This is a genomic window from Micromonospora sp. WMMD967, from assembly GCF_029626165.1.
GTDB lineage: Bacteria > Actinomycetota > Actinomycetes > Mycobacteriales > Micromonosporaceae > Micromonospora > Micromonospora taraxaci.
This window is the reverse complement of record NZ_JARUBK010000001.1, coordinates 5129942-5145772: the sequence shown is the minus strand read 5'-3', so window position 1 is coordinate 5145772 and position 15831 is coordinate 5129942. Positions and strand designations below refer to the sequence as shown.

Below are 15831 nucleotides of genomic sequence, written 5' to 3'. Positions count from 1 at the left end.
AGACCGCGCACCCATCCCGAGCGCGCAGCCGGCCGCCCCGACGACCAGTCGGGGCGGCTCGGCACGTCCGGGTGTTCGCGTGCCGCCGGTGGTCAGCTCACCGCGCGCAGGCGACCGGAGAGGTCATTGGCGAAGAAGTCCAGGAAGCCGTCCGGGTCGGGACCGGCGTTCTGCAGGACGATGTGGTCGAAGCCGGCGTCGACGTACGACCGGACCTTGGCGACGTGCGGCTCCGGCTCGGGGCCGACGGCGAAGAGTTGACGGATGTGCTTCTCCTCGACGTGCGCGCTGGCCGCGTCGAAGTTGACCGGGTTCGGCAGCTCGCTCATCACCTTCCAGCCGGTGACCATCCACCGGCTGGTCTGCAACACCGCCTGCACCGCCTGCTGCTCGTCGGTGGCCCAGGCCAACGGCACCTCGGCGTAGCGGGGGCCCGAGCCGTGCGCGCGCCGGTAGTGCTCGACGATCGACGGGTCCGGGTCGGTGGCGAACAACCCGTCGCCCAGTTCGGCGGCGAGCCGGGCCGACGCCTCCCCGCTGGCCGCCACGGCGATCACCGGCGGGGTGTCCGGCAGGTCGAACACCCGGGCGTCCTCCAGTTGCAGGTGCCGGCCCTCGTACGACTGGTAGCCGCCCTGCCAGAGCAGCCGGATGATCTCCAGTGCCTCGCGGAGTCGCTCGTGGCGCCCTCGTACGCTGGGGAAGCCCTGCCCGACGACGTGCTCGTTGAGTCGCTCGCCGGCGCCCACCCCGAGGGTGAACCGTCCGTCGGAGACCAGCGCCATGGTCGCCGCGGCCTGCGCGATGATCGCCGGGTGGTAGCGGACGGTGGGGCAGGTGACGCCGGTGGCCAGGCGCAGGGTGGTGGTCCTGGCCGCGATGGCGCCGAGCACGCTCCAGGTGAACGACGAGTGGCCCTGCGCGTCGAGCCAGGGGTGGTAGTGGTCGCTCATCTCGACGAAGTCGAAGCCGGCCTGCTCGGCCAGGACGGCCTGCCGGATGATCTCCTGGGGGCCGTACCCCTCCGAGGCCAGCTTGTAGCCGATCTGCATGCCCTGCTCCCGACGCCGTGAGCGTGACTGACGCCGGGTCGTTCCCGACCGGAGCACCGACAAACGCCACCGCGACCGCAAACCAGCCTCCTAGGATGCCGTAGGGGTTGTGGCGGTCCAGTCTGTCGCCAGCAGGGGCTGGGCACCTCCGCGCTCACGCGACAGGGCTCTCGAACATCTCCGAACTGGCCCGTGACCAGGACGAACACCCGGCCGGCTGTTCGAAACAGCAGACACCTCTTCCGGCGGTCACCGGCGGGCCAACAGACTTCTCCTCGTCCGGCGGAGCCACCCGACCGAGGGCGGTCAGGAACCTGATGTCACTCCCGATCGTGGCCCGCCGGACGAGGTCAGGCGTGGATCAGTGTCGGCGGCCGTAGCGGTCGCGGCAGAGCCAACAGGGGAGTCAGGATGACCAACAGTGTGTTCCGTCGTGCCGCCGCCGTGCTCGTGGCGGCCGTCCTCGGGGGCGGAACAGCCCTCACCGGCGCGTCGCCGGCCTTCGCGGGCTGCCTCACGGGCAAGGGCGACGTGCCCAGCCCGACGGGCGGGGCTGGGGCGACAGCGACCGCGACCCTCTGCGTCAACAGCGCCGGCTACGCCTGGCTGGACACGAACCGGACCAACACCGTCACCGACCAGAAGGGCGACGGCTACGCCGCCCGGGTCTACGTCTACTGGAACCAGAGCTACAGCGGGGCGATCGCCGTAGACGACACCTCGTCGTCCGGGGGTACCCGGCTGTACTGGGAGTCCGGCGTGGGCACCCAGTACCGCTGGACCGAGGTCTTCGTCTGCCTGGGCTACTCGAGGCCCGACGACTACAACGGCCGCTGCGACTCGGTCGTCTACAACAGCTGAAGCACGCCGGCCCAGGCCCCCCTGAGGGCCTGGGCCGGAAAGCCTTCGTCCTACTTGGACGGCTCGGGCAGCTTGCAGTCGACCTTGGGGTTGGCGCCGATGTAGTTCAGGGGCCCGGCCACGATGGTGACCAGGATCGTACCGGCCTCCGCGCAGTTGGTGTCGTCGCCGCTGTAGTAACCGCGCTGGCCGGCGGCGACCGCGCCGATCAACAACCAGATCACGACGATGACTCCGAGTATCGAGGTGCCGCGCATCGCTGCCTCCTGAGGAATGTGGTGGATTGCTGAGGTGCAGGCGTTGTACCCAATCGGGTCACGCGGCTAACGGGCCCCGGCAACGACCCCGCGAATCGTCCGTCCGGCCGATGCGGTCCACCGTTGAGTACCGCTCGCGCATCGGCCACCCGCACCCTGTCACACGGGCGCGCTATCGGATCGCCGACCGACCTCGCCGTCGTACGGGCCGGTGGACGTAGAACTGCCTCACGGCCCCGCCGAGGAGGACTCATGGACGCCCCGACACCGCCCCTGTACATCGACCGCCCCGAAGACGTCGCGGTCGCGGCCCGCGCGCTCGCCGGCGGTGCGGTCGTCGCGGCGGCGTTCGCCAACTTCTACGCCATCGTCACCCGCCCCGACGCGGCCACCGTGCGCCGGGTCAACCTCGCCAAGGGCCGTCCGGCCCACCACGTCGGCAGCATCACCACCGCCATCGGACGCATCCCGGGCATGTACGACTGGACGCGGATCTCACCGCGTCTGCCGATCGGGCGGGTGCGGGCGTTGATGGACGCCCTCTACGGTGCGGGGCCGTTCGGCTTCCGGGGGCCGGCGGCGGAACGGATCCCCGAGCACCTCGTCCAGGTCGACAAGGGGTTGCGGACCACCCAGGTGATCGCACCCGGTCTCACCTGTCCGTCCAACGCCTTCTTCGAGCGGGCGCTCGCCGAGACCGGGTCGGACCACCTCTACATCACCTCGGCGAACCGGTCCCGGCACCTCACCGGGGCGGCCGAGGAGCCGGCGCACTGGAAGGCCGGGGCTCTCGCCGCCGACTTCGCCCACCTTGACGACCTGGTGGTGCTCTCGCACCGGGACGAGGCGGCGGCCCGCGCCGCGTACCCGGGATACCTCACCACCTCGGTCACCCTGCTCTCCTTCCACGCGCCGGAAGGCGAGCTCGAAGAGCCACCTGTGCTCACCGTGGACCGGCACGGATCGCTGCACCTCGACGACGTCCGCCGGGCCGCCGCGCCGCTCGGCCTGCAGGTGCGCCTGGCCGGCAGCGCCCGCCAGCGGTTGCAGGTCCGGGGGTACGCCGGGGCGCTGGTGTGAGCGGCGGGCGTCCCGCGTCGACGACTCCACGCCGACCGGGTCGCGCTCGGCCCCCGGCTCAGTGGGGTGGGCTGGGAATCTCCGGCGGCTTGCCGTGGCTTCGCCGGAAGTCCGCGTAGGCCACCGCGACCAGCACCACCAGGGCCCCCAGCGACGTGACCATGGGTGGCACGTACAGCGCGGCGGGCGCGATGGTCAGCAGCGCCAGAATGCCTCCCGGACGGGACCAGGACACCCGGCTGAACACCTCGTACTCGAAGGAGGCCCGGCCGGCCAGGAACAGCGCCGGGCCGCCGAGGATCACCGCCAGCCAGGCCGGCGGGGTCTCCCCGGTGGGTTCGTGCAGCACCAGGTGGAAGCCGGACGCCGTGGTCACCACCCCGGAAATCATCAACAGATGGGTGTACGGCGCGCTGAACAGGAACCTGCTCGGCGACTCGGACGCCTTGATGGCGCTCGGCAGCAGTTCGCCGGACTTGTGCACGTAGATCCGCCAGAGCAGCAGAGTGGTCAGGAACGCCACCGCGAAGGCCGCGAGGTTCTCGGCCTCGTTGTGCTCCAGGCTGAACATGGTGCCGATCGTCAGGATGCAGTCGCCGAGCGCGATGATGAAGAACTGCTGGTAACGCTCGGACAGATGCTCCGCCGTGACGTTGCGCTGCTTCTCCGGCACCACCCCGAGGCCCGGTACCGGGTACGCGAGCCGGAAACCGAGGTAGTCGATGGCGAGCGCGATCGTCCAGCAGATGATCCGGGCTTCCCCACTGACGAACGCGCCGACGAGCCACGGGATCGCCGACACCACGAACCAGATGAAGATTCGCGCCGCCCGACGTTGGGTCTGCGGTTGACGCCGCACCGCCGGCATCAGGAACAGCCCGCGCCCCAGGTGGATCGCCACGTAGGTGCCGGCGAAGACGAACCCACGGTCGCCGAACGCATCCGGAATCGCCGTCGTCATCAGCAGCGCGCCGAACATCACGGCGCTGATCAGCAGCTTGATCTCGGTGCGTTCCGGGTCGTACAGGTCGGTGACGAGGGTGGTGATCGCCCAGGTCCACCAGACGGCGGCCAGCATGATCAGGGCCTGACCGGCGCTGTGCCAGTCGAGTTGCTCGACCATCGTCCGGGAGATGAGCGCCAGCGCGACCACGTACACGAGGTCGAAGAAGAGTTCGAGGAGGGTCACCCGGCGCGGGCCCTCCGGGTCTCGCACCGGGGGGCCGCTGGCCTGCGGCGACGCAGGATCCGGCGCGGGGATGTGCACGGGTTGCTCCTGCGGAACCGGTCGACTCGACGGACCCGTCCGGCCCACCTCAACGGACGGTAACGACCGGCCGGCTGTCCGGCCCCGGAATTGCCGGGTCTTCCCCCGACCGGGTTGGTCGGTCCGGGTACCGGGACATCGGGCGCGTGCGGCCCGAATGGTTACCGCGGGCTTCGTACTGTCGAGTGGGTCGTCCATCCGCCAGCGACGAGCGAGCCCTCGGCCGGTCGTCGCTGCGGACGGCCGGCCGAGGGCTCCAGGTCAGGCGGGTCAGGCCTGGTTGTTGTTCGGCAGCACCGCGGCCATCTGGTCAGCGGCGCCGGCGAGCACGCGGGCCTGCTGCGGCCAGCTGGCCAGCCCGGGTGCGGCGCGCAGGCCGGCGGCCCGGATCAGGTCCCGCAGCGCCGGCTCGTCCAGGTCACCGAGCTGGCCGTACGTGCGCACGCCGGCGTCCTGCAACGCCGCCGCCATCTTCGGTCCGATTCCCTGGATGCGGCGGAAGTCGTCAGCCGGCCCCGTCGGGTCGCCCTCGTAGGCGGCGATCGAGGTGTCGTCGGCCGAACGGACCGGAGGGGTCGCGGTGTCGGTAGGCCGGACCGGAGGGGTCGCCACGGCCACACGCTCCGGCTCGGCGTCCACCGGCTCGGCGATAGTCGCGTCGCTGATCGTCGGGCCCGCGTCGGCGGGTCGGGTGTCCACCGGCTCCGCGTTCGCGGCATCGGTGGGCGCCGGCTCCGGGTCGATCGCCGAGGCCCTAGTCTCCGAGTCGTCGGCCGGGGCGTCCGCGACCGGCTCGTCGGCCGGGGTGACGGCGACCGGCTCCTCAGCGGGAGCGGTGTCGACCGGGGGAAGGTCGTCGGCAGGCTTGCGGGGGGCAACGACGGAGGCCGGGGCGGGCCGCTCGTCGACCGCGACCGGCTCGGGAGTGGACTCCGGCCGCAGCTCGTCCGCCTCGGCCTCGGCGACCGGTACGGGCGGCGGGGGCTCGGTCAGGGCCATGTCGGACGGGTCGACGGTGCTTGATGCGTCCGCCGGAACCGGTGTCGGGGTGGGGGCGTCCGCGTCGGTCACCGAAGCCGGCGCGCTGACCGTGTCCACCGGTACCGGCTCGTCGGCGACGGCGCTCGGCGCCGGGTCGACGGCGGCCGCGGGCCGCAGCTCGTCGGTCGTGGCAGCCGGTGCCGGAGTGGAGATCACGGCCAGTCCGGCGACGGGGTCACCCTCCACAATCGACCTGCCCTGCACGCCCCGCCGGCCGCGCAGCAGCCACCCGGCGGCCAGTCCCAGCAACAGTGCCAGTACCACTATCAGCGAGTGTCCGATAGACCACGCCACGGCGAACCTCCCTCTCACCTCGTTGGAAAAGTCACGAGAAAAACTCGCCGCAGCTTCGCACACGCCCATTACCGATGACAGAGAGGCTCGGCCAGGGGCGTTGTGGGCGGGTTTGCCACGTCAGCCGGTACCCGACGGGTGACACAGCGTCGTATCGGGAGCCGGGGAACCCGCCCGCGCCGCACCCGCACTGCTGCGACGCGGCCGGCACGACGAGACCCGGGCCCGGCGGGTGCGCCGAGCCCGGGTCGACGGGCCGTTGCCCGACTCAGTCCCGATCGCCCTCGTAGGTGTGGAAGTCGTCGACGAACCGTTGGCGCAGCCGCGGTACCCGGCTCGTCACTCCGAAGTAGCCGCGCGCGCCGAGCAGCGCGAGCCGGCCCACCACCGGCCGGTACATCCGGTCGTCGCCGCTGGTGCCGCTGCGGTTCAACGATTCGGCGACCCGCGCGAAGCCGTACGGCGCCATCGCCGCCTCGTAGTCCGCCACCGCCTGGAGCAGGGTCTTGTCACCCGCTGTGGCGCGGGTGAGCTGCTCGCAGAGCAGGCGGGCGTCGCGAAGCGCGGTGTTCGCGCCGACGCCGCGACCGGGGGTCATGGTGTGGATGGCGTCGCCGAGCAACGTGACGGTGCTGCTCTTCCAGGGAGGCACCGGCTCGGAGGTCGACACCTTGATCGGAAGGGCGCTGGCCGGCTCCGCTCGGGTCAGCAACTCCCGCAGGTGGGGGTGCCAGTTGGTGGTGAGGCCCAGAGCGACCTGGACGAGGTCCTCCCCGCGGCGCTCCATCACGTCGGTCGGAAACCGGCGGGCCGTACTCCAGATGATCAGGTTGATGTTGTCGGTGGTGGTGTCCTGCGACAGGCCGGGCCAGTTCCTCAGCAGGGCGGCGTCCGTGTCACTGACGCCGGGTTTGACGGCCCGCGTGGCGTCCCACTTGAACTCCATGACGTGCAGGACGCCCATGATGCCGCCGACGCCGAAGATCAGGGAGATGCCCTGACCGACGCGCTCGGGCACCAGGCCGCGGGTGTGCGCGGTCAACGGGATGCGGGTGGCGATGTTGATGGTGCCGGCGTCGCGGGTGACGGCGTGCGGAAGGTACTGCCGGCGTACCGCCGAGTGTGTGCCGTCCGCCCCGACCAGAAGGTCGCCCGTGGCGGTCGTGCCGTCCGAGAAGTGCGCGGTGACGGTGCCGTCGTCGCGTTGCTCGTACCGGGTGAAGGTCTTGTCGAAGTGCACCACGTCGTCGAGGCCGGTGAGCAGGACGTGGCGCAGCACCATCCGGGCCACCGAGTGTTCGGTGTGCACGGGGTCGGCGTTCGGCCGCAGGGGGAACGACGCGGTCTGACGGAGTCCCTGGGTGACCACGTTGAAGTAGTGCGGCGGTCGGGCGCAGGTCGCGAGGAAGGTCGCGAACAGCTCCGGCGGCAGGCACTCGCGCAGTGCTCGGCTGCCGGTCGGGCCGATGCCGACCCGGTAGCCGAGCAGCCCGTCGGCGCGGTCGCGGTGCCGTTCGTACACGGCGACGGTCATCCCGGCCCGGCGCAGGCCGTGCGCCAGGCACAGCCCGCCGGTGCCGGCGCCGATGATCAGGACGTGCGGTGGCGCGCCGGACATGTCAACCAGCCGGGTGCGCCGCTGGCGCGTCGGTCTCGGCCGGCCGTGCCGCCGGCACGGTGGGGGCGTCCCACCGGTAGAAGCAACCGGCGATCGCGTCGCGAGGGGAGCGCCAGGTCGGCAGGTACGGCGACGTGTGCGCGGAGAGCCGCTCGTTGACCTGCTGGAAGAGCGGGTGATTACGGGCCGCGGCCAGGGCGTCCGGGTCGACGTCCGATGTCTCCATCACGTGTACGCACAGGTCGTGCAGGCAGTAGAGGGACCGGTGCGTGACGCCGGTCAGGCCGGGCAGTTCGGTGGCGTCGGATTCGGCGAAGATCTGCGCGACCCGCCCCTCCGCGCCCGGGATGATCCGGCTGACGATCAGTAGACGACTCATGGGACCCCTTCCGCCGGTGGCCTTCCCGACCCTCGGATCGGCGCCACGTGCTCTGTGTGCCCACCGTGCCGCAGCGACTGTCACGTCACCGTCACGTGAACCGGACGGCCGGTGACGGGCGGTGCCGTCACGTACGCCGCCCGGCCGGTGACGGGCGACCGGCGACGGCTTCCCGGCTGGCCTGGCGGATCGGGGCGAGCGTGTCGTCGAGCAGGGCGCTCATCGCCGGACTGGGTTCCAGGCGCAACTCCCTGCGCAGCAGGTCCCGGTAGACGTAGAAGGCGTGCACGGCCTCGAAGGCGTTGCCCTCGGCCAGGTGGATGCGGACGACCAGCCGGTGCGGGGTCTCCCGTAACGGCTCGGCCGCCATCGCCTCCAGCGCGGCTTCGAGGGCCTCGCCGTGCCGCCCGGCGGCGAGGTGTTGCCCGGCCACCTGTTCCAGCATGTGCAGGCGGAGCTGGCGCAGTCTCTCCCGGTCCAGCAGCACCCAGTCGTCGTACCACCCGGGGAGGAGGTCGTGCCTTCCGGCGGCGAGCGCCCCGGCGGCGGTGCTCGCGTCGTCGCCGTCGCGGACCCGGGCCGCGGTGCCCACCAGGTCGTCGACGTCGAGGCGGACCGCCGGGTCGAGCCGTACGGTGTCGCCGGCCACTGTCATCGGGCAGCACGGGTCCTGGCGGAGCCGCCACAGCGCGGTACGCAGGGAGGACAGCGCCCGTTCCTCCGACGCGTCGGGCCAGAGCAGGCCGGCGAGTTGGCTGCGGGTGGCGCCGGGGCGCAGCCCGATCAGCGCGATCACCCGTTGCAGCCCGCGCGGCACCACGATCGGCGCGGAGTCGCGCAGCAGTCGGAAGCCGCCGAGCAGGTGGAGCGACACGCCCTCCTCGGGCGGGCCTCCGGCGGTTGGCACGGTCGGATCAGCGGCCACGGCGGCACCCCCTGCGGAACGCTCGTCCCGACTGTCTGCTGCGTCCTGGATCGGCTGCCCGTGACGCCTCTGTCGACCCCACCGGTGGACGCGCGACCCCGGCTGCCGGGCGCGGCCCCACCCGCCGAGGCCGCCGGGCTGACCACCGTGAAGATTATCAATAACGGTCACGTTGCGTCAATGTTGACGTGGACCTTCTATTGGCGACAGTCAACCTGAGATCGGTTCTGAACTGCATAAACGTCAGATCGATCGAGACCTTGGCGCGTGGCTGACGCATAGCTGATACACAGCTTGCGTCAACGCAGCGTCACGAAGGTGCGTCCACGGTGGGCCCTGCGTGGTGACGCCGCCGTGACGAGGACTGCCGCATCGTGTGGGCAGTCGTCCAGCGCGTCCGGGGACCACCCGTCGCCGGTCGGACGCCGTGGGGGGAGGCCCAGTATGGACCGATCGCTGATCGTCGCGAAGGTGGATCCGGCCGCTGCGGAGCGCGTCGCCGAGATCTTCGCCGAGTCGGACGCGACGGAGCTGCCGCGCCTGGTCGGCGTCCGGCACCGTTCGCTGTACCGCCTGCACGACCTCTACGTGCACCTGCTGGAGACCGAGCAGCCGACGGAGGGCGCGGTCGAGGCCGCCCGTGGACACCCCGAGTTCATCCGGGTCAGTGACCGCCTGCGCCCGTACGTCTCGCCGTACCTGTCGACCTGGCGCTCACCGCGTGACGCCATGGCGCAGTGCTTCTACCGGTTCGACGCCCCGGACACCGGAGGGCGGTCGTGACGGCCACCGCACCGCGTGAGGAGCAGCTCTGGTCCCGCTGCGCCGGCTGCGCCAGCCTGCTCTACCGCAAACGGTTACGCCGCAATCTGGACGTCTGCCCGGAGTGCGGCGAGCACACCCGACTCGGCGCACCGGAGCGCCTGCGCCAACTCGTCGACCCCGGATCGCTGCGCCCACTGGCCGACCGGCTGCCGGAGGCGGACCCGATCGACTTCGTCGACGTGCTGCCCTACCCGCACCGGCTCACCGCCGCGCGGGCCAGCACCGGCCTTGTCGAAGCCGTCGTCTGTGCCACGGCCACCATCGGCGGACACCCGGCCGCGATGGCGGTGATGGACTTCCGGTTCCTCGGCGGCAGCCTCGGTTGCGCCGTCGGTGAGCTGATCACCCGGACCGCCGAACGGGCGCTCGACGAGCGCATCCCGCTCGTCCTGGTGACCGCCTCCGGTGGAGCGCGGATGCAGGAGGGCGTGCTGTCGTTGATGCAGATGGCCACCGTCAGCCAGGCCATCGCCGCGCTGCGCGAGGCGGGTCTGCTCACGGTGAGCGTCCTGACCGACCCGACCTACGGTGGAGTGGCCGCGTCGTTCGCCACCAACACCGATCTGGTGATCGCCGAGAGCGGCGCGCGGATGGGCTTCGCCGGCCCCCGGGTGATCCGTCAGGTGACCGGCCGGGCGCTGCCGGAGGGCTTCCAGACCGCCGACTTCCTGCTCCGGCACGGGCAGGTCGACATGGTAGTGCAGCGCCGGTCACTGCGCGGACGCCTGGTGGCGCTGCTCGCCGCGACCCACGCCGGCGCTCCGACCCGCCCGTGCGTACCCCGGCAGGAGCCGGCGCCGCACCGCGAGCGCCTCGCCGCCGACGAGGTCGCCGCGGTGCCGCCGGCGACCCCGGAAGCGGACGGAACCCCGGCGGTACGCGACGCGTGGGACACCGTCCGGATGGCCCGGCACCCGGGCCGGCCGACCACACTGGACTACCTCGACTCCGTCTTCGACGGCTTCGTGGAGCTGCACGGCGACCGGCTCGGCGCGGACTGCCCGGCCATCGTGGGCGGCCTGGCGCGGCTGGCCGGCCGACACGTGATGGTCATCGGACACCAGAAGGGGCACACCACCGCCGAACTGGTGGCCCGCAACTTCGGCATGGCCAGCCCGGCCGGGCACCGCAAGGCGCTGCGGTTGATGCGCCTGGCCGCCCGGCTCGGCCTACCGGTGGTGACCCTGGTGGACACCCCCGGCGCCGACCCGGGGGTGAGCGCCGAGGAACACGGCCAGGCGGCGGCCATCGCGGAGAACATCCTCGCCCTCACCGTGCTGCCCACCCCCGTGCTCGCGGTCATCACCGGTGAGGGCGGCAGCGGCGGCGCGCTGGCCCTCGCCGTCGCCGACCGGGTGCTGATGCTGGAGAACGCGGTCTACTCGGTGATCAGCCCCGAGGGCTGCGCGGCGATCCTCTGGCCGGACCGGTCGGCGGCACCGCAGGCCGCCCGGGCGCTGCGGCTGAGCGCCCCCGACCTGCGCCGGCTCGGCGTGGTCGACGAGGTCGTACCGGAGCCGCCCGCCGCCGCGCACGACGACCCGGCGGAGACCGCGCTGCGGTTGCGGGCCGCCCTGCTGGCGAATCTGCTGCCCCTGCTCGACGTGCCGCCGGCCATGCTGGTCCGCCTCCGCCGGCAACGGTTCCGGCGGTTCGGCGCGACCCGTGCCGGTCAGCGGGCAGGTGTCCGGTGAGCGCCGAGAACGGGGCGGTGTCGACGGTCGAGGCGCCCGAGGGCACCGAGGTCGTCGAGGAGGAGGCGCTGGCCGGACTGCGCCGGCAGGCGCAGCACCTGATCGCCGAGCTGACCGGGCCGGTGCGGCGGATCCGGCTGCGCAGCGGACCGGCCGTCCTCGAGGTCGAGTGGCACCCGGAGAACGTGACCCGATCCGACGTACCCCCAACGCCTGCCATGGTGGAGGCACCGCCGGTGCCCGGCCCACCGGCGGCGTCGACCCCACCGTCGGCACCCGGACGCGCCGCGGTGCGGGCGCCGATCGTCGGCACGTTCTACCGGTCGCCGGAGCCCGGTGCGCGCCCGTTCGTCGCGGTGGGGGACCTGGTCCGGCCCGGCCAGCCGGTCGCCATCGTCGAGGCGATGAAGCTGATGAACGAGGTGACCGCCGACCGCGCCGGTCGGGTGGTCGCGATCCTCGTCGAGGACGGCCAGTCGGTGGAGTACGACCAGCCGCTGGTCGAACTGGACCCGGCGTGACGGCGCGGGGTGCGTGACGATGTTCGAGACCGTGTTGATCGCCAACCGGGGCGAGATCGCGCTGCGGGTGCTGCGCGCCTGCCGGGAGCTGGGCGTACGGACGGCCGTCGTCTACTCCGCCGCCGACGCCGACTCGGCGGCGGTCCGCCACGCCGACCAGGCGATCCGGATCGGGCCCGCGTCGAGCCGGCGCAGCTACCTCAACGCCGCGGCCATCGTGGAGGCCGCCCGGCAGGTGGGCGCGCAGGCAGTGCACCCCGGCTACGGTTTCCTCTCCGAGGACGCCGACTTCGCCGAGATCTGCGCGGACAACGGGCTGACCTTCATCGGCCCGCCGCCGGCGGTGATGGCCGCGTTGGCCGACAAGTCCTCGGCGCGGGCCCTGATGAGCCGCGCCGGCCTGCCGCTGTCGCCGGGCAGCGTCGCACCGGTGCCGACCGCCGCCGCGGCCGCCGAGATCGCCGAGGCCGTCGGCTACCCGGTGATCGTGAAGGCCGCCGCCGGGGGCGGCGGCCGGGGAATGACAGTGGTCCGCACCCCGGGCGAGCTGCGCCGGGCGTACACCCGGACCCGGGCCGCCGCGCAGGCCGCCTTCGGTGACGACCGGGTGTACGTCGAGCGCTACCTCACCGAGGCGCGGCACGTCGAGGTGCAGGTGCTCTGCGACTCCCACGGGAACGGGGTGCACCTGGGCACCCGGGACTGCTCGGTGCAACGCCGGCACCAGAAACTGGTGGAGGAGGCACCCGCCCCGGCGCTGCCCGCCGCCGTGCTCGACACCATCGCCGAGACGGCGCTGCGCGGTGCGCTGGAGGTCGGCTTCGTCGGCGCCGGCACGCTGGAGTTCCTGGTCGACGCCGAGGAACAGTTCCACTTCCTGGAGATCAACTGCCGGATCCAGGTGGAGCACCCGGTGACCGAGATGGTGACCGGGATCGACCTGGTGCACGAGCAGCTGCACATCGCCGCCGGGGTGCCGCTGCGCTGGCGGCAGGAGGAGATCCGCCTGCGTGGCGTCGCTGTGGAGTGCCGGGTCAACACCGAGGACCCGGGGCGTGGCTTCGCCCCCACCCCCGGCCGGTTGGACCGTTTCACCCCACCCGGCGGCCCGTTCACCCGGGTCGACACCCACGCCAGTGCCGGCTACGTGATCGGCCCCTGGTACGACTCGCTGCTGGCGAAGGTCATCGTCTGGGCACCCGACCGGGAGTTGGCCCTCAACCGGCTGGAACGCGCCCTCGACGAGTTCGACATCGCCGGCCCGGGTGTGCACACCACCATCCCGTTCGTCCGGCGGGTGCTCGACGACGCCGCGTTCCGCAAAGGCCGCTACACCACGCGCCTGGTCGACCGTCTGCTCGGTGTGCCCGGTGCGGCGCCCGCACAGCGGCCGACGGCCACCCCCGCACCGCGCCCCGCGTCCGCCGCGACGCCCGACGTACCCAACAGGAGGACCCGATGACCGTCACCCATGGTCGCCCGATGACCGCCGAGATCACCGACATCCTGGTGGCGCACTGCGGGCTGGACGCCGACGCCGCGGCCCGGGCGCCCGCCGCGTCCCTGGAGGAGCTGGGCATGGACTCACTCGCCCTGCTGGAACTTTCCGCGGTCGTCGCCGACAGGTGGCAGGTGAGCATCCCCGAGCAGGCCGGGCAGCTGAGCATCCCGGCGGTGGCCGACCTGGTCGCCAACCGCGCCGACCCGCCCGGGCACACCGAGAACAGCGTGGTCATCGACGCGCCGCTCGCGGTGGTCTGGGAGGTCACCAACGACGTGGCGAACTGGACGGAGCTGTTCACCGAGTACGCCGTGGTGGAGATCCTGCACCGCGACGGGCACACGGTGCGGTTCCGGCTCACCATGTACCCCGACGAGAACGGGGTGTCCTGGAGCTGGGTCAGTGAACGCACCTCCGACCCGGTGAGCCGCCAGGTGCGGGCGCACCGGGTGGAGACCGGGCCGTTCGAGTACATGCGGATCCACTGGCGCTACACCGAGGAGGACGGCGGCACCCGGATGACCTGGACGCAGGACTTCGCCATGAAGCCGACAGCACCCGTCGACAACGCCGCGATGACCGAGCGGATCAACACCAACAGCGTCATCCAACTCGCAGTGATCAAGGACCGGGTGGAGCGGATCGCCCGGCAACGCGCCGACCACTGCCACCCGGCGGCCGGCGACGAGTCGACGGAGGCCGACGATGAGTGACCTGAGCACGCGGCCGGTCGCCGCCCGGGACGTACCCGCCGACCGGCGGCGCGGCGGTGAGCTGCGGGTGCTGCTGGGCCCCCGCACCGTCGGCAGCACCTCGGGATTCCTCGGGGTGGCCACCCTCGCGCCGGGGGAGCGGATCGCCGAGCACTACCACCCGTACAGCGAGGAGTTCCTGTACCTGGTCCGCGGCGCGATCACCGTCGACCTGGACGACCAGCCGACGTTGCTGGCCACCGGCGAGGGCCTGTTCGTTCCGGTGAACGTCCGGCACCGGCTGCGCAACACCGGCGTCGAACCGGCCGAGGTGGTCTTCCACCTGGGTCCGCTCGCCCCGCGCCCCGAGTTGGGGCACGTCGACACCGAGCTCGTCGAACAGCGGGGCGGGTCATGACCAGGCGCCGCACGGTGGTGACCGGGGTCGGGGTGGTCGCCCCGGGCGGCGCGAGCCGGGACCGGTTCTGGAAGACCATCACCGAGGGGCGGACCGCCACCCGGCGGATCACCTTCTTCGACCCGTCGCCGTTCCGGTCGCAGATCGCCGCCGAGTGCGACTTCGACCCGGTCGCGGCGGGGCTCAGCGAGGCCGAGCGTCGCCGGGCCGACCGGTACGTCCAGTTCGCGCTGGCGTGTTCCGCCGAGGCGCTCGCCGACGCCCAGCTGGTGCTCACCGACGCGGAGCGGGACCGGGCCGGGGTGGTGCTGGGCACCGCCGTGGGCGGCACGATGGCGTTGGAGCAGGAGTACGTCACGGTCAGCGAGAACGGCCAGCGGTGGCTGGTCGACGCGGCGCGCGGTGGCCCGTACCTCTATCAGGCGTTGGTGCCCAGCAGCCTCGCTGCGGACGTGGCCTGCCGGCACGGGTGGCACGGCCCGGCGCAGGTGGTGTCGACCGGTTGCACCTCCGGCATCGACGCCATCGGGTACGCCCACCAGATGATCGTGGACGGTGAGGCGGACGTGATGCTGGCCGGGGCGTCGGACTCGCCGATCTCGCCGGTGACAGTGGCTTCGTTCGACGCGATCAAGGCGACCAGCCCGGACAACGACGACCCGGCGCACGCCTCGCGTCCGTTCGACGCGGACCGGCACGGGTTCGTGCTGGCCGAGGGTGGGGCGGTGCTGGTGTTGGAGGAGGCCGGGCACGCCCTGCGGCGGGGGGCGCACATCTACTGCGAGGTGGCCGGGTACGCCAGCCGCAGCAACGGTTACCACATGACCGGGTTGCGGCCGGACGGGTTGGAGATGAGCCTCGCCGTGACCGATGCGCTCACGCAGGGTCGGATCATCCCGGAGCAGGTGTCCTACATCAGCGCGCACGGTTCGGGTACCCGGCAGAACGACCGGCACGAGACGGCCGCGTTCAAGCGGGCGCTGGGTCAGCGCGCGTACCAGGTGCCGATCAGCTCGATCAAGTCGATGGTCGGGCACTCGCTGGGTGCGATCGGGTCGATCGAGATGGCCGCGTGTGCTCTCGCGATCGAGTTCGGTGTGGTGCCCCCGACGGCGAACTGGAGCACCCGGGACCCGGAGTGCGACCTGGACTACGTGCCGAACGAGGCGCGGGAGGTCCCGGTGGACGTGGCCCTGTCGGTGGGCAGCGGGTTCGGCGGTTTCCAGTCGGCGATGGTGTTCCGCCGACTGCCCGGGAGCGTGGCGGCGTGAGCGCCGCCGAGCAGGACGGGGGCGTGAGCGCCGCCGAGCAGGACGGGGGCGTGAGCGCCGCCGAGCAGGACAGGGGCGCTCGCGCCGCCGAGGAGGACGGCGGCGCGCGCGCCGTTGGGCACCGTGAGGGCGGGG

Annotated in this window: 16 protein-coding genes; 9 read left to right on the top strand and 7 right to left on the bottom strand. The window is 72.4% G+C overall.

Going from position 1 to position 15831, the window contains the following annotated elements:
• Window positions 1–92 precede the first annotated feature (92 nt).
• Window positions 93–1052: a TIGR03557 family F420-dependent LLM class oxidoreductase gene (locus O7631_RS23350; protein ID WP_278146175.1), complete on the bottom strand. Its 960-nt coding sequence runs from the start codon at window positions 1050–1052 to the stop codon at window positions 93–95.
• A 411-nt stretch (window positions 1053–1463) separates the two neighbouring features.
• Between O7631_RS23350 and O7631_RS23345 the strand changes: the two genes are divergently transcribed.
• Window positions 1464–1913: a hypothetical protein gene (locus tag O7631_RS23345; RefSeq protein WP_278146174.1), complete on the top strand. Its 450-nt coding sequence runs from the start codon at window positions 1464–1466 to the stop codon at window positions 1911–1913.
• Between the two features lie 50 nt (window positions 1914–1963).
• On the opposite strand, the gene O7631_RS23340 is transcribed toward O7631_RS23345, so the two are convergent.
• The gene (locus O7631_RS23340) at window positions 1964–2170 is read right to left on the bottom strand and encodes a hypothetical protein (RefSeq protein WP_088989422.1); all 207 of its coding nucleotides are present in this window, start codon (window positions 2168–2170) and stop codon (window positions 1964–1966) included.
• 252 nt (window positions 2171–2422) lie between these two features.
• Here O7631_RS23340 and O7631_RS23335 point away from each other — a divergent pair, with 252 nt between their 5' ends.
• Entirely contained in the window at window positions 2423–3250 is an 828-nt protein-coding gene (locus O7631_RS23335) for a hypothetical protein (RefSeq protein ID WP_278146173.1), read from the top strand.
• Window positions 3251–3308: 58 nt separating this feature from the next.
• On the opposite strand, the gene O7631_RS23330 is transcribed toward O7631_RS23335, so the two are convergent.
• The 5 genes from O7631_RS23330 to O7631_RS23310 form a co-directional block, all read right to left on the bottom strand.
• Window positions 3309–4517 carry a low temperature requirement protein A gene (locus O7631_RS23330; protein ID WP_278146172.1) on the bottom strand — a complete coding sequence of 403 codons (1209 nt, stop codon included), beginning with the start codon at window positions 4515–4517 and terminating at the stop codon, window positions 3309–3311.
• Window positions 4518–4787: 270 nt separating this feature from the next.
• Window positions 4788–5852 carry a hypothetical protein gene (locus tag O7631_RS23325; protein ID WP_278146171.1) on the bottom strand — a complete coding sequence of 355 codons (1065 nt, stop codon included), beginning with the start codon at window positions 5850–5852 and terminating at the stop codon, window positions 4788–4790.
• Between the two features lie 268 nt (window positions 5853–6120).
• Window positions 6121–7470: an NAD(P)/FAD-dependent oxidoreductase gene (locus O7631_RS23320; RefSeq protein ID WP_278146170.1), complete on the bottom strand. Its 1350-nt coding sequence runs from the start codon at window positions 7468–7470 to the stop codon at window positions 6121–6123.
• A gap of 1 nt (window position 7471) precedes the next feature.
• Window positions 7472–7849 carry a TcmI family type II polyketide cyclase gene (locus tag O7631_RS23315; RefSeq protein WP_269679041.1) on the bottom strand — a complete coding sequence of 126 codons (378 nt, stop codon included), beginning with the start codon at window positions 7847–7849 and terminating at the stop codon, window positions 7472–7474.
• A 127-nt stretch (window positions 7850–7976) separates the two neighbouring features.
• Entirely contained in the window at window positions 7977–8774 is a 798-nt protein-coding gene (locus tag O7631_RS23310) for a BTAD domain-containing putative transcriptional regulator (RefSeq protein WP_278146169.1), read from the bottom strand.
• 444 nt (window positions 8775–9218) lie between these two features.
• Here O7631_RS23310 and O7631_RS23305 point away from each other — a divergent pair, with 444 nt between their 5' ends.
• From O7631_RS23305 to O7631_RS23275, 7 genes are read left to right on the top strand one after another with little or no spacing between them, the layout of a single operon-like run.
• On the top strand, window positions 9219–9557 hold the full coding sequence (locus tag O7631_RS23305) for a TcmI family type II polyketide cyclase (RefSeq protein WP_269679039.1): 339 nt from the start codon (window positions 9219–9221) through the stop codon (window positions 9555–9557).
• Complete coding sequence (locus tag O7631_RS23300; protein WP_278146168.1) at window positions 9554–11293, top strand: acetyl-CoA carboxylase carboxyltransferase subunit alpha; 1740 nt, start codon at window positions 9554–9556, stop codon at window positions 11291–11293. Before O7631_RS23305 ends, O7631_RS23300 begins: the two co-directional genes overlap by 4 nt.
• Before the next feature lie 17 nt (window positions 11294–11310).
• Window positions 11311–11814, top strand: coding sequence for an acetyl-CoA carboxylase biotin carboxyl carrier protein (gene accB / locus O7631_RS23295; protein ID WP_278148006.1), 504 nt, complete (start codon window positions 11311–11313; stop codon window positions 11812–11814).
• Between the two features lie 19 nt (window positions 11815–11833).
• Complete coding sequence (locus O7631_RS23290) at window positions 11834–13276, top strand: acetyl-CoA carboxylase biotin carboxylase subunit (protein ID WP_278146167.1); 1443 nt, start codon at window positions 11834–11836, stop codon at window positions 13274–13276.
• Window positions 13273–14028, top strand: a complete 756-nt coding sequence (locus tag O7631_RS23285) for an SRPBCC family protein (RefSeq protein WP_278146166.1) — start codon at window positions 13273–13275, stop codon at window positions 14026–14028. Before O7631_RS23290 ends, O7631_RS23285 begins: the two co-directional genes overlap by 4 nt.
• Entirely contained in the window at window positions 14021–14425 is a 405-nt protein-coding gene (locus tag O7631_RS23280; RefSeq protein ID WP_088989433.1) for a cupin domain-containing protein, read from the top strand. The genes O7631_RS23285 and O7631_RS23280 overlap by 8 nt, the downstream gene beginning before the upstream one ends.
• Window positions 14422–15696 carry a beta-ketoacyl-[acyl-carrier-protein] synthase family protein gene (locus O7631_RS23275; RefSeq protein ID WP_278146165.1) on the top strand — a complete coding sequence of 425 codons (1275 nt, stop codon included), beginning with the start codon at window positions 14422–14424 and terminating at the stop codon, window positions 15694–15696. Before O7631_RS23280 ends, O7631_RS23275 begins: the two co-directional genes overlap by 4 nt.
• Window positions 15697–15831 lie beyond the last annotated feature (135 nt).